Below are 25,077 nucleotides of genomic sequence, written 5' to 3' on the forward strand. Positions count from 1 at the left end.
CGCGGAGCATTACGCGGGTTCCGGAAACTTTTTCCGTACGTAGTCGATACGTAGGTGAACTGTGCCCGGAAAGTGGTCTGTAGGGCAGGAGACGCACAGGGGGACGCAGAGGTCTGATAGATGTGGAACCTCTAAAAGACCCCCGAGCAGATACGGGACGACGGACATGAGCGCCCCAACTCCGGCCCCAGGCGACGACAGGCCCCGCGAAGGCTACTACCCCGATCCGTCCATTCCCGGATATGTCCGGTACTGGAACGGCGCGGCCTGGGTGCCAGGGACCAGCCGTCCCGCACCGACCGACGGCGAATCGCTCCCCGCGCCGCCGGGGGCGGGCCCCGCGTCCGCGTCCACGCCCCCGGCGGAGGAGACGGGACCGCACTTCTTCGACGAGGAGCCCATGCCGGTGCCCGAGGCATCGGGCGGTGCGGGTGCTGCCGGTGCGGGTGACGCCGAGGCCTCGCAGCACGGGAGCAGGCCCGAACCCGCCTCCGCGTGGCAGGCCGATGCGGCTCGGCAGACGGGGCTCGGGGGCGAGCAGGAGCGTCGGGTCTCGTGGGGCGGGGATCCGCGGGACCCGCGTGACCCTCGGGTGCCGAGCGGATCGACCCCTGGGGACACTCCGCCCGCTTCCCCGTCTGTTTCCCCTGCTCCGGAGACGAATTCTCCGGGGGCGAATTCTCCGGGGACGAACGGGCCCGGCACGGTGCAGATCCGCGCGATCAAGCCGGGCGGGTCGGGCGGGGCAGGCGCGCCTCGTACGCCAAGTACGTCAGGTAGTACGCCTGCCGCGCCGCCGAAGGACCAGCAGCCCCCGGCCGAGGGCACGGTGACGTTCCGCAGGCCCTCGGGGCCGGTGCGGCCCACCGCCGCCTCGCCCGCGACCGAGGGCACCATGGCGATCCGGGCGCTCCGCCCGAAGTCGTCCTCCGGCACGGCGGCGCAGACTCCGGCGCCTCCGCAGGCCGTCGTGCCTCCCCAGGCCGCCGCGCCCGCTCCCGCGCCCGCCCCTGCGCCCGCGCCTGCTCCCGTTCAGCCGACCGTCCCGCAGCAGGGTGGTGCGCCGGGTGGTGCGCCGGGTGGTGCGGCCTCGCCCGTGACCGCGGGGCCCGGTGGCGGCTCGCCCTCGTGGGCACAGCAGGTGCACCAGCTCGCCGAGGGGGACGGTCAGCAGCAGCCCGTCGTGCCGTGGAAGCCGGTGGCCAACGACCCCTTCCTGGCGATGGCGCAGAACCAGGCCGCGGGGCGGCCCGCGGGGCTCGGCAAGCGCCTTGCCGCACGGCTCATCGACACGGTCGTCCTCGTGGCCGTGACCGGGGCCGCGGCGCTCCCGCTCGGCACGAAGGCCGCCGATCACGTGGACAGCAAGATCGACGCGGCGAAGTTGTCCGGCGAGAAGGTCACCGTGTGGCTGCTCGACGGCACCACGGCGGGGTACCTGGGGATGGTCCTGGGTGTGCTGCTTCTGTTCGGCGTCCTCTACGAGGTGCTGCCCACGGCCAAGTGGGGGCGGACGCTGGGCAAGAAGGTCCTTGGGCTTCAGGTGCGGGACATGGAGGAGCACGAGACGCCGACGTTCGGGTCGGCGTTGAAGCGGTGGCTGGTCTATGTGGTGCCGGGCGTCCTGGTGATCGGGGTCGTCGGCGTCCTGTGGTGCGTGTTCGACCGTCCGTGGCGCCAGTGCTGGCACGACAAGGCTGCGGGAACGTTTGTGGCGGGCTAGTTTTCTTTCCCCAACCCCGCCCCTTCCCGAAAACCGTGCCTGCGCCCCGGGCCTACCTGGGGCTCCGCCCCAGACCCCGCTCCTCAAACGCCGGAGGGGCTGAATCTTTCAGCCCCTCCGTCGTTTGCCGGCTTAACCCAGTCAGCCGCTCGCCGGATGCGAACCCGGCTCCCTCACGGTCGACTCGCTCCATGAGTACCGAACCGCCGCAATACCCGCCGCCCCCCGACGACAACGACCCCTTCAGGAAGCAGCCCCCGCAGGACAGCGGCTCGGGCTCCCCTTACGGCACCCCACCCCCGCCACCCCCGCCGTACGGCGGAAGCGGCGGCGGAGACCCCTACGGCGGAGCCGGTGACCCCCTCGCCGGGATGCCGCCCCTGGCGGAGAGCGGCAAGCGCACCCTCGCCCGCATCCTGGACATGATCATCGTGGGCGTGGTCGTCTGGCTGCTCTCCTGGGCCTTCGGCACGAACGAGTTCGACGTGGACCCGGACGAGGTCGAGTACGGAAAGAGCTTCGGCCAGTCCCTGCTCGCCGCCGTGCTCTACATCGCGTACGACACCTTCATGATCTCCAGGACGGGCCAGACCCTGGGCAAGAAGTGGCTGGGGCTTCGGGTCGCGAACCTCAATGACGGGGCGACGCCCACCCTGCAGACCGCGCTCGTCCGCGCGGCTGTTCTCTGGCTGCCCTTCGCCTTCTGCTGTGCCTGCATCTGGACAGCGATCTGTGGCGGCTGGAGCTTCTTCGACAAGCCCTACAAGCAGGGCCTGCACGACAAGGCGGCCAAGACAGTGGTGGTCAGCACCGGCTGACGACCGAGGACCACTGCTGTGGCGGCAGCAGCGACAGCGGCAGATCCGGCGGGCTCGTGATCGTTACGGGCCCGCCGGCTCGCGTACGGACTCGGCCATCACGGGAGCGGCGGCGCGCTGGGCCGGGACGCGGCCGTCGGCGGTGCGGGCGGCGGGGGTGACGCGAGCGGCCGGTGAGGCCGCGGGATCTGGCTGGGGGATCGTCATCGCGACGAGTAAGCCGAGGCCGAGCGCGGCGGCGGCTATCACCGCGACACCGATCCCCGAACTCGTCTGGGAGAGCAGCAGCATGGCGAGCGTCGAGCAGACGACCGTCAGCGAGCCGTAGGTGATCTGGGCGGGGGTCGGACGAGGCAGCGGCATGGGACGAGGCATGGCGTAATCCGTCCTCGGGACAGCGGATGCGGGGGTGGTCGAGCCCAATGTGAAGCTGTATACGAATCAAAGGGTGCTCGGTGGCGCCGACTTGAGAAGTGTCGCCGCGCCCTGTAGCGCACCGTCGATTGACTCTATTCCGCTGCATGCCCGACGGGAACGGGCGGTAAGCGTGACCTAACCCACGGTGCCGCAGCACAGGGGGGCGCACGGGTTCATGACGTCCATCAAGTGGACGGTGCAACGCGCCTGTTGACCATGCGGGCGGGCGGGCGCGCACGTCCGGATAGCGGATCCGCGGGCCTGCATAGTGTACTTGGCCTGTTCAAGTCAAGGTCTGTCTTTTCTTCCGTATCTCCGGTCCAATGTCGTCACTTGTGACGCGTATCGCGCGCGGACCTCCTCCGACCGGGACCTCGGCCCGCCTTCGCGCGGACGCGGGGGAGGACAGCATCAAGTGACAGTCAGAAGACGGACGTTCAGAGCCACCGCGGCTGCCGTGGCGATGGCCGCGGCAGCCGCCACGTTCTCGGCAGCCACCGCATCGGCCGACGAGAGCGAGCCGAGCGGGGCACCCGCCATCGACCGGCAGGACCCGAGCAGGGCCAAGGCGCAGGTCGACCACGACCTCGACGGGCCCTTCAGCAAGCAGCAGGCCCAGCAGCGCAAGGCGGCCCTTCAGCAGGTCGTCGCGGGCGATGCCAAGGTGCAGAAGCGCGGCGGCTCCCAGGTCGTGAAGCTCGACGACAAGAAGTACGTCGAGCTGGGCCGGGAGAAGACCGACAAGATCTTCACGATCCTGGTGGAGTTCGGGGACAAGGTGGACGACACCACCATGTTCGACCCGGACGGTCCGGAAGGCCCCGAGGCGCCGGTCAAGAAGTACGGTGGCGCACCCGGCCCCGCGCACAACAAGATAGCGAAGCCGGACCGTGCGAAGGACAACAGCACGGCCTGGCAGAAGGACTACAACCAGAAGCACTTCCAGGACCTCTACTTCGGTGAGGGCAAGGACGCCAAGGGCAAGACCAAGCACTCCCTGAAGACCTACTACGAGAAGACCTCTTCCGGCCGCTACTCGGTCGACGGCGAGGTCTCCGACTGGGTCAAGGTCGACTACAACGAAGCGCGGTACGGCTCCAACTACTGCGGCGACACCAACTGCGCCAACGTCTGGGACGCGGTGAAGGACGGCGTCACCGCCTGGACCAAGGACCAGAAGGCCCAGGGCCGCACGGACGCCCAGATCAAGGCGGACCTCGCCAAGTACGACCTCTGGGACCGCTACGACTTCGACGGCGACGGCAACTTCAACGAGCCCGACGGGTACATCGACCACTTCCAGATCGTCCACGCGGGCGAGGACGAGTCGGCCGGCGGCGGCGCCGAGGGCGAGAACGCCCTGTGGGCCCACCGCTGGTACGCGTACGGCAGCGACGCGGGCAAGACCGGCCCCGGCGAGAACAAGGCCGGTGGCACGCAGATCGGCGACTCGGGCATCTGGGTCGGCGACTACACGATGCAGCCGGAGAACGGCGGCCTCGGCGTCTTCGCCCACGAGTACGGCCACGACCTCGGTCTGCCCGACCTGTACGACACCACGGGCAAGGGCGAGAACTCGGTCGGCTTCTGGTCGCTGATGTCGGCCGGTTCCTGGCTCGGCACCGGCAAGGACGCCATCGGCGACCTGCCCGGCGACATGACCGCCTGGGACAAGTTCCAGCTGGGCTGGCTCGACTACGCCAAGGCCAAGGCCGCGACGACCTCCGAGCACAAGCTGGGCGTCTCGGAGTACAACACCCGCCATCGCCAGGCGCTCGTCGTCGACCTGCCGAAGAAGGCCGTCACCACCACGGTGACCAAGCCGACCGAGGGCTCCAAGCAGTGGTGGAGCGACCAGGGCGACGACCTCAAGAACACCCTGACGCGCTCGGTCGACCTGACCGGCAAGTCCAAGGCCGCGCTCTCCCTTGACGGTTGGTGGGACATCGAGGCCAACTACGACTACCTCTACACCGAGGTGTCGACGGACGGCGGCGCCAACTGGACTCCGGTGGACGGCACCGCGGACGGCAAGCCCATCCCGCGCGACGCCGGTGACAAGCCCGCGTTGACCGGTGCCTCGGGCGCGTACAAGAAGCTCGCGTTCCCGCTCGACGCCTACGCGGGCAAGAAGATCGACGTCCGCTTCCGGTACTCCACGGACGGCGGCGCGGGCGGCAAGGGCTTCGCGGCCGACGCCCTCGTGGTCACCGCGGACGGCGCCAAGCTCTTCGAGGACGGCGCCGAGGGCGACGACAACGGCTGGACGGCGAAGGGCTTTTCGCGCATCGGCGAGTCCTTCACCAAGAACTACGACCAGTACTACCTCGCCGAGAACCGGCAGTACGTGTCGTACGACAAGACCCTGAAGGTCGGCCCGTACAACTTCGGCTTCTCCAAGTCCCGTCCGGACTGGGTGGAGCACTACGCGTACCAGACCGGCCTCATGGTTTGGCAGTGGGACACCTCGCAGAAGGACAACAACACCAGCGCGCACCCCGGCCAGGGCCTGATCCTGCCGGTGGACGCGCACGCCAAGCCGCTCAAGTGGGCGGACGGCACCCTGCTGCGGAACAAGATCCAGCCGTTCGACGCGCCCTTCAGCAAGTTCGCGACCGACAAGTTCACGCTTCACAACGCGGACGTCGCGCTGAAGATCAAGTCCCAGAAGGGCGTCCCGGTCTTCGACGACCGCAAGGGCACCTACTGGTACAAGGAGAACGGCACGGGAAGTGTCAAGGTCACTGACACCAACACCCAGATCAAGATCGTCAAGCAGCCGAAGGATGGCTCCTCGATCACGGTCCAGGTCGGCCCCTCCACGAAGTAACTAGCGTTTTCGCAGGTCAAGCCATGATCGGCCGTCGCCCTCTAGCGGGCGGCGGCCGATCGTGTTTAGGTGCGTCCTGTGGATTTCTTATTGACACGGGGTCCGGCCAGGGGCTCTGTGCGCCGTCTCACGGGGGTGTGACCAGCCATGTCCGCAGGAGGTTTCAGCAAGCTGCCGAACGGCAGTGTGGTGGTGGCCTTGACCCTGCCGAGCCCGGCCATGGGCGGCGGCAATGTCCGGATGATCGTCCACGCGGTGAACCGCGCGAGGGCGCTGACACGCCTGCGGAACCTCGGCATGCGCGCCGTCTATCTGCGGGGCAACGCGGAGCCTCCGACGCCGGACGAGATCACGGCGGTCCTGCATCACCCGGACGGGCTGATATGGCGTACAGCGCCGGACGCTGCGGCTGAGCTCTGGCATCCCATCCGAGCCCTGAAGCGGCAGGCACTCCAGGGCCAGAGACCCGGGCGGCCGGAAGCGAGCACCTCGGGCGTGTGATCTGCCCCTGCGGGCCGGTGGGGGCTGGTCGCGCCCACGCGGCGGAGCCGCATGTGGCACAGCCCCGCGCCCCTTACGGGGCACAGCCCCGCGCCCCTGGAGCGGCTAGACGACCGGCTTGCCCGTCAGCTCCACCCCGGCCGCCCGCAGCTCCTCAAGGGTCCGCTCGGTCGTCTCCTTGGAGACACCCGCGGTCAGGTCGAGCAGGACCACCGTGCCGAATCCTTCCCGCACCGCGTCCAGGGCGGTGGCGCGCACGCAGTGGTCCGTGGCGATGCCCACCACGTCCACGTCGGTGATCTTCCGGGCCCGCAGCCACTCCGCCAGCGGGACGCCGTTCTCGTCGGTCCCCTCGAAGCCGCTGTAGGCGGCCGAGTAGGCACCCTTGTCGAAGACCGTGTCGATGGCACCGGACGCGACGACCGGCGCGAAGTTCGGGTGGAACCCGGTCCCCTCCGTGCCCGCCACGCAGTGCGGGGGCCAGGAGTGGGCGAAGTCCGGGTGGTCCGAGAAGTGGTCGCCCGGGTCGATGTGGTGATCGCGGGTGGCCACCACGTGCCGGTAGCCCGCGGGTGCCTGCCCGATGAGCTCGGTGATCGCGGCGGCCACGTCCGACCCTCCGGCCACCGCGAGGCTGCCGCCCTCGCAGAAGTCGTTCTGCACATCGACGACGATCAGAGCGCGGCGCATCGGGTGTCCTTCGGCTAGGCAAGACTCGTAGGCGTTGGGGAGAGGGAGGGGGACTCGGCCGGATGAACCGAGCGTAGAGACTTCGACCGAGTTGCGGGAGAGGGCGTTCGAACGCCCCCTCCTTCACTCCGGCGCACCTCAGACGTATTCCGTCGGAATGACGGCTTCACCCTTCGAAAGCTGCGTCGCCGAGAGCGGGAGCCGCTCCCGTGCCGCAGCGTGCCGGTCGCGCACGGTGTCGAGCGGCTCGCGCGCCACCACCTCACCGCCCTTGATCAGCTCGACGAGGAGCTGGTGGTCGGCGAGCTCCACCGGCACGGCGCCCGTTCCGATCACCTCGGCCTCGGCCACCCCGTGCTCGTCGGGCCGCCGCGCGGCCCACTTGCGGCCGCCCACGGACGACTTGGCGCCGAGCGACTTCTTGGCCACCGGCTCCAGCGGAGCCTTCACGTCCGCCGAGTGGGCGCGGGCCACCAGCTTGTAGACCATCGAGCAGGTCGGGTGCCCCGACCCGGTGACGAGCTGCGTGCCCACGCCGTACGCGTCCACGGGCGCCGCGGCGAGCGAGGCGATGGCGTACTCGTCGAGGTCGGAGGTCACGACGATCTTCGTCTTCGTGGCGCCGAGCTCGTCGAGCTGGTCGCGCACCCGGTGCGCGACCAGGAGCAGGTCCCCGGAGTCGATGCGCACGGCGCCGAGCTCGGGCCCCGCGATGTCGACGGCGGTGCGGACGGCCTCGGTCACGTCGTACGTGTCGACGAGCAGCGTGGTGCCGGGGCCCAGGGAGTCCACCTGGGCCTGGAACGCGTCGCGCTCGTTGTCGTGCAGAAGGGTGAAGGCGTGGGCCGACGTGCCGACCGTGGGGATGTCGTAGCGGAACCCGGCCGCGAGGTCGGACGTGGTGGTGAAGCCGCCGACGTACGCGGCGCGCGAGGCGGCGACGGCCGCCAGCTCGTGCGTGCGCCGTGCGCCCATCTCGATCAGCGGGCGCTCACCGGCGGCCGAGGCCATCCGGGACGCGGCGGCCGCGATCGCCGAGTCGTGGTTGAGGATGGAGAGGATCACCGTCTCCAGGAGCACGCACTCCGCGAAAGATCCCTCGACGCGCAGGATCGGCGATCCGGGGAAGTAGACCTCGCCCTCCGGATAGCCCCAGACGTCACCGCTGAAGCGGTACGAGGAGAGCCACTCCAAGGTCGCCTCGTCGACGACACGGCGCTCGCGCAGGAATCCGATGACGTCGGCGTCGAAGCGGAAGTTCTCGACGGCGTCCAGGACCCGGCCGGTCCCGGCCACCACTCCATAGCGGCGCCCCTCGGGCAGTCTGCGCGTGAAGACCTCGAAGACGGAGCGCCGATCGGCGGTGCCGGCCTTCAGCGCGGCCTGCAGCATCGTGAGCTCGTAGTGATCCGTGAAGAGCGCTGTCGACGGAACATCCACCGGCAGCCCAAGGTCCGCTGTGTTCATACGAAGGATGCTACCCCGCATCTCGTCACTCTGACGATTTCGTGAGCCCATTTGTGCGAGGGCCCCCTGCGGGTGGCAGCATGGGACAAGTGAGTACGGCTCCCGCAGAGATCACCCGCCCGGAATCGGACGAAGAGACGTTCGCCGTCCCGGAGCCCGACGTCCCCTGGATCACGCTCGTCCACAACGACCCGGTCAATTTGATGAGTTACGTGACCTATGTGTTCCAGTCCTACTTCGGGTACTCGAAGGAGAAGGCCACGAAGCTGATGATGGACGTGCATCACAAGGGCCGGGCCGTCGTCTCCACCGGCTCCCGCGAGGAGATGGAGCGCGACGTACAGGCCATGCACGGATACGGTCTTTGGGCCACCCTCCAGCAGGACCGGAAGTAGCGACGCATCTGATGCCAGGACAATTCGAAGCCATTCCCGGGGGCGGCGCCGCCGTCGCGCTCGACGAGGTCGAGATCTCGATCATCCGCTCCCTCGCCGTGCAGCTCCTGGAGCTGATCGGGCCCGGCCCGGCCGAGGACGCGTCCGACGACCCCCTCGCGGAGCTGTTCGCGGAGGGGCCGAGCGAGCCGCCCGCCGACCCGGTCCTCAAGCGGCTGCTTCCTGACGCGTACGGGGGCCCCGGCAGCGAGAAGGCCGACGAGGACGAACTGCGCGCGTACTCATCGGAGTTCAGGCGCTTCACCGAGAACGACCTGCGGGCCAAGAAGCGCGACGACGCCCTGGTGGTGATCCGCTGTCTCGACGCCCTGACGTCGAAGGGCGAGGGCGGCGCCGTCCTGAAGCTGTCGGCCGACGAGTCGCGGCACTGGCTCGGCGCGCTCAACGACCTGCGCCTGGCGATCGGCGCGCGCCTCGAAGTGACCGACGAGGACGACACGGACGTGCTCTTCCAGCTGCCGGACTCCGACCCCCGCAAGCCGATGGTGATGGCCTACCTCTGGCTGGGCGGTCTGCAGGAGACGCTGGTCGGCACGCTCATCGGTTAGAAGTCACACCCGGGCCGCGCAAAGTCGTTGTATGTAGCAGCGGTTACCCTCCGTTCGCTCATCGGACGCTCAAATCCGGATAACGATCGTGTTACTCGGCTGCCCGTCTTTGATGCGGCGAGGGAATTTTGTCCGGTTCTTCTCGTGGCATGGGCCACACGCGGCTCAGCCGATCACTGTTGCGGCCGTGATAAATCTTCACGACCACTCGGTGACGCCACCCATGTCACCGGTGGCGCTCGGGCCGGCAGACCGCCGGTAGCACTCCATCCATATCCGGGGGGATCAGGACCTGATCCGTGGCCATTACGCAGACTGCGGGCACGGATCTAGCGTGGAGAAAGGCGTCACCATGACCTCAGTGCAGGTCGAAGAGCACCACGACGGCAATGAGGCCGACGGAGCGGGCGGTTCGTCCGGTTCGTCAGGCGAGGGTTATCAGCGCGGGCTCGGTGCCCGGCAGATCCAGATGATCGCGATCGGCGGTGCCATCGGCACCGGCCTGTTCCTCGGCGCGGGCAAGGCCATTCACAAGGCCGGCCCGAGCCTCATCCTGGCGTACGCCATCGCCGGCCTCGTCATCTTCTTCATCATGCGGGCCCTGGGCGAGCTGCTCATGTACCGCGCCGTGTCGGGCTCCTTCTCGGAGTACGCACGTGAATTCATCGGCCCGTTCTTCGGGTACGTGACCGGCTGGACGTACTGGCTCTTCTGGGTCGTCACCGGCATCACGGAAGTCACGGCGGCGGCCCAGTACATGCAGTACTGGACGCACGACTCCATTCCACAATGGGCCTACGCGCTGATCTTCACGGTCATCCTGTACGGCGCCAACCTGATCTCCGTGAAGCTCTTCGGCGAGCTCGAGTTCTGGTTCTCGATGGTCAAGGTCACCGCGATCATCGGCATGATCCTGATCTGCCTCGGCATCCTCACCATCGGCTTCTCCGACGCCGGTGACACCGCTTCCGTGACCCACCTGTGGGACCAGGGCGGCTTCTTCCCGAACGGCATCGGCTCCACGCTGATGACGCTCCAGATCGTGATGTTCGCCTTCCTGGCCGTCGAGCTCGTCGGCGTCACCGCGGGCGAGTCCAAGGACCCGAAGACCGTCCTGCCCAAGGCCATCAACACCGTGCCGTGGCGCATCGCCGTCTTCTACGTCGGCGCGCTCATCATGATCCTCTCGGTCGTGCCGTGGACGGAGTTCGTGCCGGGCGTCTCGCCGTTCGTCGCCGCCTTCGACAAGATGGGCCTCGGCGTCGGCGCCGCGATCGTCAACTTCGTCGTCCTGACGGCCGCGCTCTCCTCCTGCAACTCCGGCATGTACTCCACCGGCCGCATGCTGCGCGACCTGGCGCTGAACGGCCAGGGCCCGAAGTTCTTCACCAAGCTCACGAAGAACGGCCTGCCGCTCGTCGGCACCACCTTCTCCGCCGCACTGATGCTGGTCGGCGTCTGGATCAACTACCAGTGGCCGGGCGAGGCGTTCAACTACGTCGTCTCCTTTGCGACCATCTCCGGCATGTGGGCCTGGATCATGATCCTGGTCTGCCAGATCAAGTACCGCCGCAAGGCCGACCGAGGCGAGCTGCCGCAGTCCACCTTCCGGGCGCCGGGCGCCCCGTACACGAGCTGGTTCGCGCTCGCCTTCATCGCGATGGTCATCGTGATGATGGGCGTCGACAAGGACGCGCGGATCTCGCTCTACGCGGCTCCGGTCTGGGCCCTGATCCTCGGCGTCGGCTACCTGGTCATGCAGAAGCGCGGCAACGCGCAGCCGTCGGGCGGCGGCGAGGCCGAGCCGCAGGACGCGGTGAAGTAGCGCCGTAACGTCTGATCCCAGCATGTGGGCCGGTCCGTACCACTCTTCGGTACGGACCGGCCCTTCTGCTTATCCTGGCTGCCATGCTGACCCTCACCCAGGCCCTCCACGACCAGATCGTCGCGCACGCGCGCCAGGACCACCCCGACGAGGCCTGCGGTGTGGTCGCGGGCCCGGAGGGCACCGGCCGCCCGGAACGCTTCATCCCGATGCTGAACGCGGCCCGCTCGCCCACGTTCTACGAGTTCGACTCGGGCGACCTCCTCAAGCTCTACCGCGAGATGGACGACCGGGACGAGGAGCCGGTGATCGTCTACCACTCGCACACGGCGACCGAGGCATACCCCTCGCGCACGGACATCACGTACGCGAACGAGCCCGGCGCCCACTACGTCCTGGTCTCCACGGCCGACACCGACGACGCGGGCGAGTTCCAGTTCCGCTCCTTCCGGATCGTCGATGGCGAGGTCACCGAGGAAGAGGTCGAGATCGTCCAGGCATACTGAGCTTCACCTTGAGGCGGCAGGACCCAGGAAGCCGGTGCGAATCCGGCACGGTCCCGCCACTGTGACCCCTCCCCTCGCGGGCGGGGCAGTCAGGAACTGACCTGCCGCCTTCTTCTCCCACGACGCAGGGGACGCGGAATCCCCTGGAGGAGGCAGCTCAGCCATGTCACGCCCCATACGCACGCACATGCACCTGCGCGTGCTCATCGCCGCGGCCCTGCTGGCCCCGCTGGCCGCGTGTTCGTCCTCTTCTTCCCCTTCCTCCTCCGGCGACCCGGACGCGAAGCCGGGGCCCAAGACACCCGGCTTCCCGTACACGGTCACGAACTGCGGCGTGAAGACGACGTACGAAGCGCCCCCGAAGCGCGCCGTGACGATGAACCAGCACGCGACGGAAGTGATGCTTGAGCTCGGCCTGAAGGACCGCCTCGCGGGGACGGCGTACCTGGACGACAAGGTCCTGCCGAAGTACGCGAAGGCGTACGCGGACACCCCCGTCCTGGCCAAGGAATACCCCTCCTACGAGAAGCTCCTGGCCGCCAACCCCGACTACGTCTACGGCGGCTACGCGAGCGCCTTCCTGGCGGGCGAGGGCCGCAGCCGCGGGGCCCTGGCGAAGTCCGGCATCGAGAGCCGCCTCAACGTCGAGGGCTGCGCGAAGCGGGCGGTGTCGATGGACGACGTCTACAAGGAGGTCCGCGAGGTCGGCAGCACGTTCGGTGTGCGGCCGCGGGCGGACAAGTGGGTGGACGCGGCGAAGAGCGAACTGTCCGCCACCGCGAAGAAGCTGAAGTCCAAGAAGCCCCTCCCGGTCTTCGTCTACGACAGCGGCGACAAGTCCGCGTTCACGGCGGGCGGCCGTGGCATCGGCAACGACATCATCGAGCGGGCGGGCGGCCGCAACGTCTTCGCCGACCTGGACAAGTCCTTCGGCGACGCGTCCTGGGAGTCGGTGGTCGACCGCAAGCCCGAGGTGATCGTGATCCTCGACTACGGCGGCACGACGGTCGCCCAGAAGAAGAAGCGCCTCCTCGACGACCCGGTCCTCGCGGACGTCCCCGCCATCAAGCACAAGCGCTTCGCGGTGCTTCCGCTGTCGGACGCGGTGGTGGGGGTACGGGCACCGGCGGCGGTGAGCAAGCTGGCGGGCCAGCTGTGAAGGGGCAGGGGGTTCAGCCCGTCCGGCGTTTGAGGACGAACTCGGCGGAGCCGGTGATCGACGGCAGCCCGTCGGGCGTGAGGGGAAGGCTCCGTTACGGCACCGTTGTCGCCGGGCTGCTGGTGGCCCTCGCGGCGGCGGTCGTTGCGGGCCTGGCCCTGGGGTCGGTCCGCATCCCCGCGTCTGACGTCCTGGAGATCCTCACCGGAGGCGCGGAACCTTCCCCGTTCCGCACGATCGTCCTGGACGTCCGCCTGCCCCGGGTCCTGCTCGGCGCAGCCGTCGGCGCCGGGCTAGCCGTCATCGGCACCGTCCTCCAGGCCCTGGTGCGCAACCCCCTGGCCGACCCGTTCCTCCTCGGCGTCTCCTCCGGAGCATCCGCGGGAGCCGTCGCCGTCATCGTCCTCGGCAGTGCCTTCGGCATCGGCGCGGGCCTGGCCACCACCGTCACCATCCCGGCCGCGGCCTTCGCCGGCGCCCTGCTCTCCCTGCTCGTCGTCTACACCCTGGCCAGGTCGGGTGGGGGAGGGTTCGCCACCGGGCGCCTGATCCTCGCCGGAGTGGCCGTCTCGTACATCCTCTCCGCCCTGACCAGCCTGATCCTGATCATGGCCGACAGCGCGGACCACCTGAAGGAAGTCCTGTACTGGACGCTCGGCGGCCTCGGCAGCGCCCGCTGGGACATGCTCGCCCTGCCGGGCGCCGCCCTGATCGCGGGCACGGCGCTGCTCGTCGCCCTGGCCCGCCCGCTCGACCTGCTCCTGGTCGGGGAGGAGGGCGCCACTGTGCTCGGCCTCGACACGGCACGCTTCCGCGCCGCCGTCTTCGTCCTCGCCTCGCTCCTGACCGGCGTACTCGTCGCGTACAGCGGAGCCATCGGCTTCGTCGGCCTGATGGTGCCGCACGCGGCCCGGATGCTGGTCGGCGCCGCGCACCGGGCGCTCCTGCCGGTGGTGGCCCTGATGGGCGCGGTGTTCCTGGTGGCCGCCGACCTCGCCGCGCGCACGGTCGCGGCGCCGCAGGACATCCCGGTCGGCGTCCTGACGGCGCTGACGGGCGGTCCGTTCTTCCTGTGGATGCTGCGAAGGAACCGTACGGAGGCCACCGCATGAGCGACCGCATGAGCAACCCGGCTGTCCTGCGCACCGAATCCCTCTCCTACCGCACAGGCGAGAAGACCCTCGTCGACGACGTCACCCTGCACGCCGACCGAGGCGAGACCGTCGGCCTCGTCGGCCCCAACGGCAGCGGCAAGACCACCCTCCTGCGCTGCGTCTACGGCACCCTCACGCCCACCGGCGGCCGCGTCCTCCTGGACGGCGACGACCTCGCGGCCCGCTCGGCCAAGGACCGCGCCCGCCGCATCGCCACGGTCCCGCAGGACGGGCACACCGGCTTCGAGCTCACCGTCCGGCAGATCGTCGCCATGGGCCGCTCCCCGCACAAGCGCTTCTGGGAGGCGGACAGCGCGCGGGACGCCGTCCTGGTCGGCGAGGCCCTTGAGCGGGTCGGCGCGGCGGACCTCGCCCACCGCACCTTCGCCGGGCTCTCCGGCGGCGAGCGCCAGCGCGCGCTCGTGGCGAGGGCGCTGGTGCAGGAGCCCGGGGTCCTCGTCCTCGACGAACCGACCAACCACCTGGACATCCGCTACCAGCTGGAGATCCTCTCCCTGGTCCGCGACCTCGGCACGACGAATCTCCTGGCCCTGCACGACCTCAACCTGGCGGCCTACTACTGCGACCGTCTGTACGTGCTCGACGCCGGCCGCCTGGTCGCGTCGGGACCGCCGAAGGAGGTTCTGACCAGCGAGCTCCTCGCCGATGTGTACGGCGTCACAGCGGAGGTCGCGGTGCACCCGGCCACGGGCGCTCCGACGGTCACCTACCTGCCCACAGCGGGGCGCCGCATCGCGCCATCCACGTGATGGACGCATTCCATCCACCATGTGAGATCACATTCCAGAACCCGGACCGGGAATCGATACGATGACCGCATGGTTCCCCACGACGTGAGCGACAAGATGCCGGGCATGCTGCTCGTTGCGCGTCTGCACGTCGATTTGTGCAGGCTCTCCAGCGCGATCTGTTCGCGCTGACAGCCGCCGCCGTACGGCCGTGAGCCGCGGCGCCACCTGCGCGTAACGCCTGACGCCTACGCACTCGAACTGACGCACCCGCACGACCGGGCCGCCGCGCGCCCACCCACGTGACTTCTCCCGACAGGAGCCCCCAGCCATGGCCATCGAGGTCCGCATCCCGACCATCCTCCGCACCTACACCGACGGCGCCAAGGCCGTCGAGGGCAGCGGGGACACCCTCGCCGAGCTCTTCACCGACCTCGACTCGCGGCACGCGGGCATCGCCGAGCGCATCGTGGACGGCGACAAGCTGCGCCGCTTCGTGAACGTGTACCTGAACGACGAGGACGTCCGCTTCCTGGACGGCATCACCACCAAGCTCACGGACGGCGACAACGTGACGATCCTCCCGGCCGTGGCCGGCGGCATGGTCTGATCGCGGATGCCTCGCTACGACTCCCCGCTGGCGGCCGTGGGCAACACGCCCCTCGTCCGCCTGCCGCGCCTCTCGCCCTCCGACGACGTCCGCATCTGGGCGAAGCTGGAGGACCGCAACCCGACCGGTTCCATCAAGGACCGCCCGGCGCTGCACATGGTCGAACAGGCGGAGAAGGACGGGCGGTTGACGCCCGGCTGCACGATCCTGGAGCCGACGTCCGGCAACACGGGCATCTCGCTCGCGATGGCGGCCAAGCTCAAGGGCTACCGCATCGTGTGCGTCATGCCGGAGAACACCTCGCAGGAGCGGCGTGAGCTCCTCGCCATGTGGGGCGCGGAGATCATTCCGTCCCCGGCGGCGGGCGGCTCCAACACGGCCGTACGCGTGGCCAAGGAGCTGGCTGCCGAGCACCCGGACTGGGTGATGCTCTACCAGTACGGCAACCCGGACAACGCGGGCGCGCACTACGCGACGACCGGCCCGGAGATCCTCGCGGACCTCCCCTCGGTCACCCACTTCGTGGCGGGCCTCGGCACCACGGGCACGCTCATGGGCGTGGGCCGCTTCCTGCGCGAGCAGAAGCCGGACATCAAGATCGTCGCCGCGGAGCCCCGCTACGACGACCTCGTGTACGGCCTGCGGAACCTCGACGAGGGCTTCGTCCCCGAGCTGTACGACGCGTCCGTCCTGACCACCCGCTTCTCCGTCGGCTCGGCGGACGCGGTGACGCGCACCCGCGAGCTCCTCCAGCAGGAGGGCATCTTCGCCGGGGTCTCCACCGGCGCCGCGCTGCACGCGGCGATCGGCGTCGGCAAGAAGGCGGTGGCGGCGGGGGAGTCCGCCGACATCGTGTTCGTGGTGGCCGACGGCGGGTGGAAGTACCTCTCGACGGGCGTCTACACCGCCGAGACGACCGAGGCGGCCATCGAGACACTGCAGGGCCAGCTCTGGGCTTAGGCGCCCTGCGGAGCGGGTTCATCACCGGCTCCGCCGCGTTCGTCCTCAAACGCCGGACGGGCTGAGATTCTTCGGCCTGCCCGGCGTTTTCGCGTCCTGCCCCGCCGCGGAGTCGGGCGACGCCTGGCTCGACGGCACCGCAAGTCACCGGTTCCGCCGCGTTCGTCCTCACACGCCGGACGGGCTGAAAATCCCATGCCGGGCGGCCGGAGATCCGCCGCCGGACGGGTTGGAGGTCCGTTCCGTTACCCCGCCAAGTACCTGACCTGGTCCCACAGCGCCGGATCCACGATCCCCGCCCGCCTGCGGAACTCCCACACCGGAACGTCCCGCAGCTCGTCCGTCTCCAGGAAGCTGGGCCGCCCCCGCGCGTCGCCCACGGAACCGGGCGGCAACGGGATCACCCCGGCCCGCTCGTCGTGGTACTTGCTGGTGATCTTCGCGACGACCGCGCTCTCGCCCCGCACCGAAAGCACGAGACAGGGCCGGTCCTTCTCGCCGGGACCGTCCTCGTAGGGCACTTTCGCCCACCAGATCTCCGCCGGTTTGGGCGCGGGGAGCCTGCGCCGAGGCCCGCGCGGACGGCCCGGCGGCCGGGTGGTCCGACCGCGGGGTCCGCGGTCGCCGCGCCCCCGGCCGTCCACCACCGCGGCGACCAACGCGAGCACCACCACAGCGGCCAGGGCGAGCCACCACGACGTATCCATACCGCAGACGGTACCGGCGCGCACCCCGCCCCGCGCGCCCCCCGAACCGGTGACACCGCAGGTGAGTTCTCCCACAACGGCCCACGACGGAGGAGCGACCGGACCTTTTGCGCCTTACGCTCGACGGATCGCAGAACTCCTCGAAGAGCCTGACGCAGGCCTCTTCGCGAGCCCCCGCAAGGCCCCCGCACAACCCCCGTTTCGCCCCCGGAGGTTTCCGCTCCATGAAGCTCACCGTCGTCGGCTGCTCGGGGTCGTTTCCGTCCGCGGACTCGGCCTGTTCGAGCTACCTCGTCGAGGCCGACGGCTTCCGGCTGCTTCTCGACATGGGCAATGGTGCCCTCGGCGAGCTGCAGCGCCATGTCGGTCTCTACGACATCGACGCGATTTTCCTCAGCCATCTCCACGCCGATCACTGCATCGACATGTGCGCCTATTTCGTGGCGCGCTACTACCGGCACGACGGCGGCCGCTGCGCCCCCATCCCGGTCTACGGACCCGAGGGCACCGAACAGCGCCTCACGACCGCATACGCCGACACCCCGTCGGCCTCCTCGATGAGCGAGGTCTTCGACTTCCACACCGTCAAGCCGGCCTCGTTCGACATCGGCCCCTTCTCGGTCCGCACGGAGAAGATGCGCCACCCCGTCGAGGCGTACGCCATCCGCGTCGAGCACGGGGGCAAGTCCCTCACGTACTCGGGAGACACCGGCGTGAGCGGCGCGCTCGACGAACTGGCCGCCGACACCGACCTGTTCCTCTGCGAGGCGGCTTTCACCGCCGGCAAGGAGAACATCCCCGACCTGCACCTCAACGGCCGTGAGGCGGGCGAGTCCGCCCGGCGCGCCAAGGCGGCGCGCCTTGTCCTCACCCACATCCCGCCGTGGACCGACCCCCAGGTGAACCTGGCGGACGCACGGACGGCGTACGAAGGACCGGTCGAACTCGCGGCGCCCGGCCGGAGCTACGAGATCTGACGATCCAGCGGTCTAGCGCCTGGTCCCGCGGCCGCCGAGCGCCATCCTGTTCCAGGTGTGGCGGCGGCCGCGGATCGCGACCGAGTAGGCGTACATGACCTCCGGGTCGCACATGCCCGGCAGGTAGGAGTCCCCGAAGTGGTGCGCGTCGACGCCCACTTCCTTCGCGTTCAGGGCCAGCTGCGGCACGACGTTCGCGTGGCTGCCCTCCTGGCTGGTGCCGATCGCCCCCATCACGACCGCCCCCGCGTCCTGCACCGCGGCCACGGCCTCGGCAGCCAGCTCCTTGGTGACGCCCGGCAGCGTCCCGGGCAGCGGCATGACGACTCCGTCCGCGCCCGCGTCCACGAGCGAGGTGAGCCGGGCGGCTGTGACCCGCTCCGGGTGACCCGCGTGGTGCATCTTGCCGCTCCAGAGCGCGACATCGTCACCGAGGCCCTGCCGCAGCTCCTCCGTGACCCGCGCAAGACCCTCGTACGAACCGCCCGTCCCCGGATTCGCCGTCAGACAGAGCATCGCCGCACCCATGTCGATCAGCCGTCGCGCGTACTCGGGCTTGGCACGGCGGATCTCGGGGACGTCGCCGGGCTCCAGATTGATGCCGACCGGCCGTCCGATGAAGGCGGCGAGCTCGGCGATGGACGTGAACGTGCCAAGGCCCGGCAGGTCGAGCCGCTCGCCGTCCCAGGCCCGCTCGATCAGGTTCAGTACGACGATGTCGGCGCCGAAGGCCGCGACGAGCTCGGCGTTGTGCACACCGGGCATGCCGGGCATCGGCACGAGGGCCGCCCGGTCGGCGAACACCTCGCCGACCATGGTGCGGCCCTCGGCGGCGGCGACCGACGCGGTCAGGGCGCGGCCGCGGAGGGCGGAGAGGTGGTCGCGGTCGAGGTCGAGGATGCGGGGGGTCGTCATATCTCCGACGGTATGCGGACGAGACGGATAAAGCCCCGCACCGTTGGTCTCAACGGTGCGGGGCTTTGGTCCTGGAGTGAGGCTGAGTGCTACTTCGCCTCGGCCTTCTGGAGCTCGGCGAGCTCCTCGTCGGACTCGCGGCCCGGCGTCGGGATGTTCCACTTGAGGATCGCGAAGCGGAAGATCGCGTAGTAGACCACCGCGAAGCAGAGGCCGACGAGCACGAGCATCCAGGGCTTGGTCGCGATGCCCAGGTTGAGGAAGAAGTCGATCGCACCGGCCGAGAAGCCGAAGCCGTCCTTCATGCCGAGCGCCCAGGTCAGCGCCATGGAGACACCGGTGAGGACCGCGTGGATCGCGTACAGGACCGGGGCGATGAACATGAACGTGAACTCGATCGGCTCGGTCACGCCGGTGACGAACGCGGTGAGCGCGAGGGAGAACATCATGCCGCCGACGACCTTGCGGCGCTCGGGGCGCGCGCAGTGGACGATCGCGAGGCAGGCCGCGGGGAGGGCGAACATCATGATCGGGAAGAAGCCGGTCATGAACTGTCCGGCGGACGGGTCGCCCTGGAGGAAGCGGGCGATGTCGCCGCTCTTGCCCTCGTACGAACCGGCCTGGAACCACGGGAAGGAGTTCAGGAGGTGGTGCATGCCGACGGGGATCAGTGCACGGTTGACGACACCGAAGATGCCCGCGCCGACCGCGCCCGAACCGACAAGCCACTCACCGAAGTTGTGCAGACCCGTGCCGAGGACCGGCCAGATGTAGCCGAAGATGATGCCGATGAACAGACCCGCGAAGGCGGAGAGGATCGGGACCAGGCGGCGGCCACCGAAGAAGCCCGCCCAGTCGGGCAGCTTCGTCCGGTAGAACTTCTGGTAGAGCAGGGCCACGACTATGCCCATGACCACGCCGCCGAGGACCTTGGCGTCCACGGGCGCGTCCACCATGACGACCTTGCCGTCGACGGCGGTGGCGACCTTCGGCAGGTTCTTGTCCGTGAAGGTGCCGAGCACCTTCTGGAAGACCAGGTAGCCGGTGACGGCCGCGAGAGCGGTCGAGCCGTCCGACTTCTTGGCGAAGCCGATCGCGATGCCGACGGCGAACAGGAGCGCCATGTTGTCGATGATCGCGCTGCCGCCGGCCGCCATGAAGGTGGCGATCTTGGTGATGAACTCGGGGAAGGACTCGCGGCCCAGCATGTCGGGCTGGCCGAGGCGGATGAGCAGGGCGCCTGCCGGCAGCACGGCGACCGGCAGCATGAGGCTGCGGCCGATGCGCTGCATGACAGCCATCGCGCCTGCGCCCTTCTTCTTGTCGGCCGCGGGGGCGGCACTGGCCGTGGACACAACTTCCTCCAGTGGGCAAGGCGCCGCCAAGGACATGGAAGAGGGGGACGGCGGCGTCTCCGGGGGTCCCGCGGCGAGAGCCGCGTGGTCTACACCAATTAGTGGTGTAGACCTGTTGTAGCACGGTGAAGGTGACGTAAGGAACCCACGAGTTTTGTGGGGTCGGCCATAACGCGAAATGAACGGCAAAAGACCCCCGGACCCGAGGTCCGAGGGCCTTCCGTATGCGGCTGTGTGCGGGGGCGCAGACTCAGCCCCTGCTGGAGCTATGCCTTGGTCTGCTCCGCGTCCAGTGCTTCCGCTTCCTCTTCCGGTTCTCGTCCCGGCGTATGCAGGTCGAACTTGCGGATCACGAAGCTGAACAGGACGTAGTACACCGCCGCGAAGACGAGCCCGATCGGGATGATCAGCCAGGGTTTGGTCGCCAGGCTCCAGTTGATGACGTAGTCGATCAGACCCGCCGAGAAGCTGAAGCCGTCCTTGACCCCCAGGCCCCACGTCACCGCCATCGAGACGCCGGTGAGGACCGCGTGGATCGCGTACAGGGCCGGGGCGATGAACAGGAACGAGTACTCGATCGGTTCGGTGATGCCGGTGACGAACGACGTCAGGCCGACCGACAGCATCAGCCCGCCGACCACCTTGCGGCGCTCGGGGCGGGCCGCGTGCGTGATCGCCAGGGCCGCCGCCGGGAGCGCGAACATCATGATCGGGAAGAAGCCCGACGTGAACTGACCCGCCGTCGGGTCGCCCGCGAGGAAGCGGTTGATGTCACCGTGGACGATCGTGCCGTCCGGCTTGGTGAAGTCGCCGAACTGGAACCAGACGAACGTGTTCAGGAACTGGTGCAGGCCGATCGTGAGCAGTGCGCGGTTGGCCACGCCGAAGATTCCGGAGCCCAGCCAGCCGAGGTCCACGAGCCACTTGGAGAAGCTGGTCAGGGCGTCACCGACGGGCGGCCAGATCCACACGCACAGACCCGCGAAGACCAGGCCGACGAAGGCCATGATGATCGGCACGAGGCGGCGGCCGTTGAAGAAGCCGAGCCAGTCGACCAGCTTCACGCGGTGGTAGCGCTGCCAGAACCAGGCGGAGAGCAGGCCCATCACGATGCCGCCGAAGACCCCTGGGTTCTGGTACGGGGCCTGTGCGACCGTTCCGTCCTCCGCCACGCAGACGCCGCCCCACATCCCCGCGCCGCCGAAGGTGGTGTCCGTGGGGCAGTCGTCGGGGAAGGCGCGCAGGACCGCGTAGTAGACGAGGAAACCGGCGACCGCCGCGAGGGCGGTGGAGCCGTCCGACTTCTTGGCCATGCCGATCGCGACACCGATGCAGAACAGCAGGGGCAGGCCGAGGGTGGAGTCCAGGAGCGAACCGCCCGCCGCAGCGAAGACCTTGGCTACGTTGTCCCAGCCGAGGCCGTCGGCGCCGAAGACGTCCGGCTGGCCGAGGCGGTTGAGGATACCGGCGGCAGGCAGGACGGCGATGGGGAGCTGGAGGCTGCGGCCCATCTTCTGCAGGCCCTGGAAGAGACCGCTCCACCACTTCTTCTGCGGCACCGCTGCTGCTTCGGAACTCATCGGCGTCCCCTCCGGAACAAGCCAGGTTTGGCGGTCGTTGAAAACTGGTGTAGACCAGTTGCGGAACGGGTGCGGTGCCGTCCCCACAGAGATGGCGCCTTGATCGTCATCATTGGGTACGAGTGACGTAACCGCCCGCGAAGATGCTCCAACCGTGCGTTACCGTGACAAAGCGGACCTACGGTGTGGTGAGGCCGCGTCCTTTAGGAACAGGGAGAACACCATGGCCAGCAAGGCTGAGAAGATCGTTGCCGGGCTCGGCGGCATCGACAACATCGAAGAGGTCGAGGGCTGCATCACCCGCCTCCGCACCGAGGTTCACGACCCGAGCAAGGTCGACGACGCCGCGCTGAAGGCCGCAGGCGCCCACGGCGTCGTCAAGATGGGCACCGCGATCCAGGTCGTCATCGGCACCGACGCCGACCCGATCGCCGCGGACATCGAAGACATGATGTGAGCCGCTGAACGCACCGGTGAGGGACCCTGCCCGGCAACGGGGAAGGGTCCCTCACCCATGCGGCGGGGACGGGCCACTCACCCAGGTGCCGATAGGCTCAGCCGCATGTCCTCACAGCCCCGCATCGACGGCCGCACCCCCGAACAGCTCCGCCCGATCACCATCGAACGCGGCTGGAGCAAGCACGCCGAGGGTTCGGTCCTCATCTCCTTCGGAGACACCAAGGTCTTCTGCACCGCCTCCGTCACCGAGGGCGTCCCGCGCTGGCGCAAGGGCAGCGGCGAAGGCTGGGTCACCGCCGAGTACTCGATGCTGCCGCGCTCCACCAACACCCGCGGCGACCGCGAATCCGTACGCGGCAAGATCGGCGGCCGCACACACGAGATCTCCCGCCTCATCGGCCGCAGCCTGCGCGCCGTCATCGACTACAAGGCGCTCGGCGAGAACACCATCGTCCTCGACTGCGACGTCCTCCAGGCCGACGGCGGCACCCGCACCGCCGCCATCACCGGCGCGTACGTGGCCCTCGCCGACGCCGTCGCCTGGGCCCAGGGCAAGAAGCTCATCAAGGCCGGCCGCAAGCCCCTGACCGACACCGTCTCCGCCGTCTCCGTCGGCATCGTCGGCGGCGTCCCGCTCCTCGACCTGCGCTACGAGGAGGACGTGAAGGCCGACACCGACATGAACGTCGTCTGCACCGGCGACGGCCGCTTCGTCGAGGTCCAGGGCACCGCCGAGGCCGAGCCCTTCGACCGCAAGGAGCTCAATGCCCTGCTCGACCTCGCGGTCGGCGGCTGCGAGGACCTGGCCGCGTTCCAGCGCCAGGCCTTGGAATCCACGGTCCAGAACGGCTGAATTACGCCGTCTGCGCCGCCAGTTGAACAGGCGGCCGATCAACCACCAGCCACCCCAAGGGCGTTGTTACGAATACGACGGGCGCGCGGACAGGCCGCGCGCCCGGCCGCTCGCCGGGGAGGGCTTCATCCATGGCCGCGCGTCACCACCGTCTCGTCACCGCCACCGCCATCACCCTGCTCGTCGTCCCAGGAGTGCTCGGCCTCGCCGCCTGCGACCCGAAGGACGCCGTGGACTGCGTACGCGCGGCCGACGCGGTCTCCGACAGCGCCGACGCGATGCGCAAGGCCGCCCAGGAGGCGGCCCTCTACCCCGACAAGGCCGACGACTCCTTCGACAACATCGAGTCCGACCTCGACGAGATCCGCGACAAGAACGACGACGAGGACGTGCGCGAGGCCGTCGACAAGATGAAGGAAGCCGTCGACAACGTCGAGGCAGCGGTCGACGGCGGCGACAAGACACCCGACCTGCGCCCCGTCCTGGACGCGGGCGGCAACGTCACCAAGGCCTGCACCCCGTAAGGACACCGGCGCACGCGGGCCCGATTCCGGAGGCTCGCCCCGCTCTGCCCCGCTTCTCCTCGACCAAGCCGAGCCACCCGACAAGCAACCATCAGCCCCCTTGAGGGCGTTCTAACGAGTACGGGCGCGCGGGCCAAGCCGTGTGCCCGTCCGTACCCCTGGGGAGGGACCGAACCATGGCCGCGCGCCACCGCCGTATCGCCACCGCAGTAACCGCCGTCCTGCTCGCCGTGCCGGCGGGCATCGGCCTTGTCGGTTGCGACGCCGTCAACAAGGCGCTCGACTGCGTCCAGACCGCCGACGCCATCGCCGACAGCGTCACCGACCTCCAGCAGGCCGTCGAGAAGGCGGGGGACGACCCCACGCAGGCGGACGAGGCACTCGACAAGATCGACAAGAACATCGACGAGATCGGCGACAAGACCGACAACACCGACGTGAACAAGGCGGTCGACGACCTCGACAAGGCCGTCGCCAACGTCCGCACGTCCATCGACAACGGCGACGCGACCCCCGACCTCAGTGGGATCACGGACGCGGCAGGCGAACTGACGAAGGTCTGCACGCCGTAGCACCCGGGGCAGGGCCACAGCACCCGGGGCAAGGACGCAGCACCCGGGGCAGGCCGGATACTGGTGGGCATGACCCGCCTCATCCTCGCCACCCGCAACAACGGCAAGATCACGGAACTCAAGGCGATCCTCGCCGACGCAGGCCTCACCCATGACCTCGTCGGCGCGGACGCCTACCCCGAGATCCCCGACGTCAGGGAAACCGGCGTCACCTTCGCAGAGAACGCCCTCCTCAAGGCCCACGCCCTCGCCCAGGCCACCGGCCTCCCCGCGGTCGCCGACGACTCCGGCCTCTGCGTGGACGTCCTCGGCGGCGCCCCCGGCATCTTCTCCGCCCGCTGGGCAGGCCGCCACGGCGACGACACCGCGAACCTGAACCTCCTCCTGGCCCAACTCGGCGACATCGACGCGGACACCCACCGGGGCGCCCACTTCGCGTGCGCGGCGGCCTTGGCCCTGCCGGACGGCACGGAACGGGTGGTGGAGGGCCAGCTGAGAGGAGTCCTGCGCCACGCCCCCGCGGGCGCGGGCGGCTTCGGCTACGACCCGATCCTCCAGCCGGAGGGCGAGACACGCACATGCGCGGAACTCTCAGCCGCCGAGAAGAACGCGATCAGCCACCGGGGGAAGGCGTTTCGGGCGCTTGTGCCGGTGGTGCGGGAGCTGCTGGGCTGAGGGTGCGCGTACGTATGACGAAGGCCCGGCTCGCGGGGTACGCGAGCC

The 25,077-nt window shown here is 69.2% G+C and carries 27 protein-coding genes and 1 riboswitch; of the genes, 20 read left to right on the forward strand and 7 right to left on the reverse strand.

Going from position 1 to position 25,077, the window contains the following annotated elements; genetic code table 11:
• Nucleotides 1–166 precede the first annotated feature (166 nt).
• Nucleotides 167–1,723, forward strand: coding sequence for an RDD family protein (locus M4V62_RS26225; RefSeq protein WP_249589666.1), 1,557 nt, complete (start codon nt 167–169; stop codon nt 1,721–1,723).
• Between the two features lie 191 nt (nt 1,724–1,914).
• Complete coding sequence (locus M4V62_RS26230) at nt 1,915–2,541, forward strand: RDD family protein (RefSeq protein ID WP_249589667.1); 627 nt, start codon at nt 1,915–1,917, stop codon at nt 2,539–2,541.
• 63 nt (nt 2,542–2,604) lie between these two features.
• Here M4V62_RS26230 and M4V62_RS26235 read toward each other — a convergent pair whose 3' ends face one another.
• Nucleotides 2,605–2,898, reverse strand: coding sequence for a hypothetical protein (locus M4V62_RS26235; RefSeq protein ID WP_249593002.1), 294 nt, complete (start codon nt 2,896–2,898; stop codon nt 2,605–2,607).
• A 475-nt stretch (nt 2,899–3,373) separates the two neighbouring features.
• On the opposite strand from M4V62_RS26235, the gene M4V62_RS26240 reads away from it, so the two are divergent.
• Entirely contained in the window at nt 3,374–5,788 is a 2,415-nt protein-coding gene (locus M4V62_RS26240) for an immune inhibitor A domain-containing protein (protein WP_249589668.1), read from the forward strand.
• 147 nt (nt 5,789–5,935) lie between these two features.
• A complete protein-coding gene (locus tag M4V62_RS26245; RefSeq protein ID WP_249589669.1) occupies nt 5,936–6,289 on the forward strand; it encodes a hypothetical protein in 354 nt (117 codons plus the stop codon).
• A gap of 105 nt (nt 6,290–6,394) precedes the next feature.
• Here M4V62_RS26245 and M4V62_RS26250 read toward each other — a convergent pair whose 3' ends face one another.
• Together M4V62_RS26250 and M4V62_RS26255 are read right to left on the reverse strand one after the other, a co-directional pair.
• The gene (locus M4V62_RS26250) at nt 6,395–6,979 is read right to left on the reverse strand and encodes a nicotinamidase (RefSeq protein WP_249589670.1); all 585 of its coding nucleotides are present in this window, start codon (nt 6,977–6,979) and stop codon (nt 6,395–6,397) included.
• A gap of 138 nt (nt 6,980–7,117) precedes the next feature.
• The gene (locus M4V62_RS26255; protein WP_249589671.1) at nt 7,118–8,446 is read right to left on the reverse strand and encodes a nicotinate phosphoribosyltransferase; all 1,329 of its coding nucleotides are present in this window, start codon (nt 8,444–8,446) and stop codon (nt 7,118–7,120) included.
• Between the two features lie 80 nt (nt 8,447–8,526).
• On the opposite strand from M4V62_RS26255, the gene clpS reads away from it, so the two are divergent.
• From clpS to M4V62_RS26300, 10 genes are all read left to right on the forward strand, one after another.
• A complete protein-coding gene (gene clpS / locus M4V62_RS26260) occupies nt 8,527–8,841 on the forward strand; it encodes an ATP-dependent Clp protease adapter ClpS (RefSeq protein ID WP_160505277.1) in 315 nt (104 codons plus the stop codon).
• Nucleotides 8,842–8,852: 11 nt separating this feature from the next.
• On the forward strand, nt 8,853–9,449 hold the full coding sequence (locus M4V62_RS26265; RefSeq protein WP_249589672.1) for a DUF2017 domain-containing protein: 597 nt from the start codon (nt 8,853–8,855) through the stop codon (nt 9,447–9,449).
• A gap of 352 nt (nt 9,450–9,801) precedes the next feature.
• On the forward strand, nt 9,802–11,274 hold the full coding sequence (locus tag M4V62_RS26270) for an amino acid permease (protein WP_249589673.1): 1,473 nt from the start codon (nt 9,802–9,804) through the stop codon (nt 11,272–11,274).
• An 83-nt stretch (nt 11,275–11,357) separates the two neighbouring features.
• Nucleotides 11,358–11,780, forward strand: coding sequence for a M67 family metallopeptidase (locus tag M4V62_RS26275; RefSeq protein WP_249589674.1), 423 nt, complete (start codon nt 11,358–11,360; stop codon nt 11,778–11,780).
• Nucleotide 11,781: 1 nt separating this feature from the next.
• A riboswitch (cobalamin riboswitch) is annotated at nt 11,782–11,899 on the forward strand.
• Nucleotides 11,900–11,943: 44 nt separating this feature from the next.
• A complete protein-coding gene (locus M4V62_RS26280) occupies nt 11,944–12,939 on the forward strand; it encodes an ABC transporter substrate-binding protein (protein ID WP_249589675.1) in 996 nt (331 codons plus the stop codon).
• A gap of 77 nt (nt 12,940–13,016) precedes the next feature.
• Entirely contained in the window at nt 13,017–14,051 is a 1,035-nt protein-coding gene (locus M4V62_RS26285; RefSeq protein WP_249589676.1) for a FecCD family ABC transporter permease, read from the forward strand.
• Entirely contained in the window at nt 14,048–14,863 is an 816-nt protein-coding gene (locus tag M4V62_RS26290) for an ABC transporter ATP-binding protein (protein ID WP_249589677.1), read from the forward strand. The genes M4V62_RS26285 and M4V62_RS26290 overlap by 4 nt, the downstream gene beginning before the upstream one ends.
• A 69-nt stretch (nt 14,864–14,932) precedes the next feature.
• Nucleotides 14,933–15,034, forward strand: a complete 102-nt coding sequence (locus tag M4V62_RS43755; protein WP_336605789.1) for a putative leader peptide — start codon at nt 14,933–14,935, stop codon at nt 15,032–15,034.
• 139 nt (nt 15,035–15,173) lie between these two features.
• Nucleotides 15,174–15,452 carry a MoaD/ThiS family protein gene (locus M4V62_RS26295; protein ID WP_249589678.1) on the forward strand — a complete coding sequence of 93 codons (279 nt, stop codon included), beginning with the start codon at nt 15,174–15,176 and terminating at the stop codon, nt 15,450–15,452.
• Between the two features lie 6 nt (nt 15,453–15,458).
• Nucleotides 15,459–16,412: a PLP-dependent cysteine synthase family protein gene (locus M4V62_RS26300; RefSeq protein WP_249589679.1), complete on the forward strand. Its 954-nt coding sequence runs from the start codon at nt 15,459–15,461 to the stop codon at nt 16,410–16,412.
• 245 nt (nt 16,413–16,657) lie between these two features.
• On the opposite strand, the gene M4V62_RS26305 is transcribed toward M4V62_RS26300, so the two are convergent.
• Nucleotides 16,658–17,119 carry a type II toxin-antitoxin system PemK/MazF family toxin gene (locus tag M4V62_RS26305; protein ID WP_249589680.1) on the reverse strand — a complete coding sequence of 154 codons (462 nt, stop codon included), beginning with the start codon at nt 17,117–17,119 and terminating at the stop codon, nt 16,658–16,660.
• Between the two features lie 224 nt (nt 17,120–17,343).
• Between M4V62_RS26305 and M4V62_RS26310 the strand changes: the two genes are divergently transcribed.
• Entirely contained in the window at nt 17,344–18,096 is a 753-nt protein-coding gene (locus M4V62_RS26310; RefSeq protein ID WP_249589681.1) for an MBL fold metallo-hydrolase, read from the forward strand.
• A 12-nt stretch (nt 18,097–18,108) separates the two neighbouring features.
• Here M4V62_RS26310 and M4V62_RS26315 read toward each other — a convergent pair whose 3' ends face one another.
• The 3 genes from M4V62_RS26315 to M4V62_RS26325 all read right to left on the reverse strand — a co-directional run bounded on the left by M4V62_RS26315 (nt 18,109) and on the right by M4V62_RS26325 (nt 21,946).
• Nucleotides 18,109–19,011, reverse strand: coding sequence for a DUF7916 family protein (locus M4V62_RS26315; protein ID WP_249589682.1), 903 nt, complete (start codon nt 19,009–19,011; stop codon nt 18,109–18,111).
• Between the two features lie 89 nt (nt 19,012–19,100).
• Nucleotides 19,101–20,366: a PTS transporter subunit EIIC gene (locus tag M4V62_RS26320; RefSeq protein ID WP_249589683.1), complete on the reverse strand. Its 1,266-nt coding sequence runs from the start codon at nt 20,364–20,366 to the stop codon at nt 19,101–19,103.
• A gap of 266 nt (nt 20,367–20,632) precedes the next feature.
• Nucleotides 20,633–21,946 carry a PTS transporter subunit EIIC gene (locus tag M4V62_RS26325; RefSeq protein ID WP_249589684.1) on the reverse strand — a complete coding sequence of 438 codons (1,314 nt, stop codon included), beginning with the start codon at nt 21,944–21,946 and terminating at the stop codon, nt 20,633–20,635.
• A gap of 223 nt (nt 21,947–22,169) precedes the next feature.
• On the opposite strand from M4V62_RS26325, the gene M4V62_RS26330 reads away from it, so the two are divergent.
• The 5 genes from M4V62_RS26330 to rdgB all read left to right on the forward strand — a co-directional run bounded on the left by M4V62_RS26330 (nt 22,170) and on the right by rdgB (nt 25,029).
• Nucleotides 22,170–22,403 (forward strand): PTS sugar transporter subunit IIB, encoded by a 234-nt coding sequence (locus M4V62_RS26330; RefSeq protein ID WP_249589685.1) that lies wholly within the window; start codon nt 22,170–22,172, stop codon nt 22,401–22,403.
• Nucleotides 22,404–22,508: 105 nt separating this feature from the next.
• Nucleotides 22,509–23,258 (forward strand): ribonuclease PH, encoded by a 750-nt coding sequence (gene rph / locus M4V62_RS26335; RefSeq protein ID WP_249589686.1) that lies wholly within the window; start codon nt 22,509–22,511, stop codon nt 23,256–23,258.
• A gap of 131 nt (nt 23,259–23,389) precedes the next feature.
• Entirely contained in the window at nt 23,390–23,782 is a 393-nt protein-coding gene (locus M4V62_RS26340; protein ID WP_249589687.1) for a hypothetical protein, read from the forward strand.
• 176 nt (nt 23,783–23,958) lie between these two features.
• Complete coding sequence (locus M4V62_RS26345; protein ID WP_249589688.1) at nt 23,959–24,354, forward strand: hypothetical protein; 396 nt, start codon at nt 23,959–23,961, stop codon at nt 24,352–24,354.
• A gap of 69 nt (nt 24,355–24,423) precedes the next feature.
• A complete protein-coding gene (rdgB, locus tag M4V62_RS26350; protein ID WP_249589689.1) occupies nt 24,424–25,029 on the forward strand; it encodes an RdgB/HAM1 family non-canonical purine NTP pyrophosphatase in 606 nt (201 codons plus the stop codon).
• Nucleotides 25,030–25,077: the final 48 nt, after the last annotated feature.

The organism is Streptomyces durmitorensis (assembly GCF_023498005.1).
Classification (GTDB): Bacteria; Actinomycetota; Actinomycetes; order Streptomycetales; family Streptomycetaceae; genus Streptomyces; species Streptomyces durmitorensis.

Coding starts and splice junctions, on each gene's coding strand:
- M4V62_RS26225 (WP_249589666.1), top strand. CDS start 167: ATGAGCGCCCCAACTCCGGCCCCAGGCGACGACAGGCCCCGCGAAGGC.
- M4V62_RS26230 (WP_249589667.1), top strand. CDS start 1,915: ATGAGTACCGAACCGCCGCAATACCCGCCGCCCCCCGACGACAACGAC.
- M4V62_RS26245 (WP_249589669.1), top strand. CDS start 5,936: ATGTCCGCAGGAGGTTTCAGCAAGCTGCCGAACGGCAGTGTGGTGGTG.
- M4V62_RS26250 (WP_249589670.1), bottom strand. CDS start 6,979: ATGCGCCGCGCTCTGATCGTCGTCGATGTGCAGAACGACTTCTGCGAG.
- M4V62_RS26255 (WP_249589671.1), bottom strand. CDS start 8,446: ATGAACACAGCGGACCTTGGGCTGCCGGTGGATGTTCCGTCGACAGCG.
- clpS (WP_160505277.1), top strand. CDS start 8,527: ATGGGACAAGTGAGTACGGCTCCCGCAGAGATCACCCGCCCGGAATCG.
- M4V62_RS26265 (WP_249589672.1), top strand. CDS start 8,853: ATGCCAGGACAATTCGAAGCCATTCCCGGGGGCGGCGCCGCCGTCGCG.
- M4V62_RS26270 (WP_249589673.1), top strand. CDS start 9,802: ATGACCTCAGTGCAGGTCGAAGAGCACCACGACGGCAATGAGGCCGAC.
- M4V62_RS26275 (WP_249589674.1), top strand. CDS start 11,358: ATGCTGACCCTCACCCAGGCCCTCCACGACCAGATCGTCGCGCACGCG.
- M4V62_RS26280 (WP_249589675.1), top strand. CDS start 11,944: ATGTCACGCCCCATACGCACGCACATGCACCTGCGCGTGCTCATCGCC.
- M4V62_RS26290 (WP_249589677.1), top strand. CDS start 14,048: ATGAGCGACCGCATGAGCAACCCGGCTGTCCTGCGCACCGAATCCCTC.
- M4V62_RS43755 (WP_336605789.1), top strand. CDS start 14,933: ATGGTTCCCCACGACGTGAGCGACAAGATGCCGGGCATGCTGCTCGTT.
- M4V62_RS26295 (WP_249589678.1), top strand. CDS start 15,174: ATGGCCATCGAGGTCCGCATCCCGACCATCCTCCGCACCTACACCGAC.
- M4V62_RS26300 (WP_249589679.1), top strand. CDS start 15,459: ATGCCTCGCTACGACTCCCCGCTGGCGGCCGTGGGCAACACGCCCCTC.
- M4V62_RS26305 (WP_249589680.1), bottom strand. CDS start 17,119: ATGGATACGTCGTGGTGGCTCGCCCTGGCCGCTGTGGTGGTGCTCGCG.
- M4V62_RS26310 (WP_249589681.1), top strand. CDS start 17,344: ATGAAGCTCACCGTCGTCGGCTGCTCGGGGTCGTTTCCGTCCGCGGAC.
- M4V62_RS26315 (WP_249589682.1), bottom strand. CDS start 19,011: ATGACGACCCCCCGCATCCTCGACCTCGACCGCGACCACCTCTCCGCC.
- M4V62_RS26325 (WP_249589684.1), bottom strand. CDS start 21,946: ATGAGTTCCGAAGCAGCAGCGGTGCCGCAGAAGAAGTGGTGGAGCGGT.
- M4V62_RS26330 (WP_249589685.1), top strand. CDS start 22,170: ATGGCCAGCAAGGCTGAGAAGATCGTTGCCGGGCTCGGCGGCATCGAC.
- rph (WP_249589686.1), top strand. CDS start 22,509: ATGTCCTCACAGCCCCGCATCGACGGCCGCACCCCCGAACAGCTCCGC.
- M4V62_RS26340 (WP_249589687.1), top strand. CDS start 23,390: ATGGCCGCGCGTCACCACCGTCTCGTCACCGCCACCGCCATCACCCTG.
- M4V62_RS26345 (WP_249589688.1), top strand. CDS start 23,959: ATGGCCGCGCGCCACCGCCGTATCGCCACCGCAGTAACCGCCGTCCTG.
- rdgB (WP_249589689.1), top strand. CDS start 24,424: ATGACCCGCCTCATCCTCGCCACCCGCAACAACGGCAAGATCACGGAA.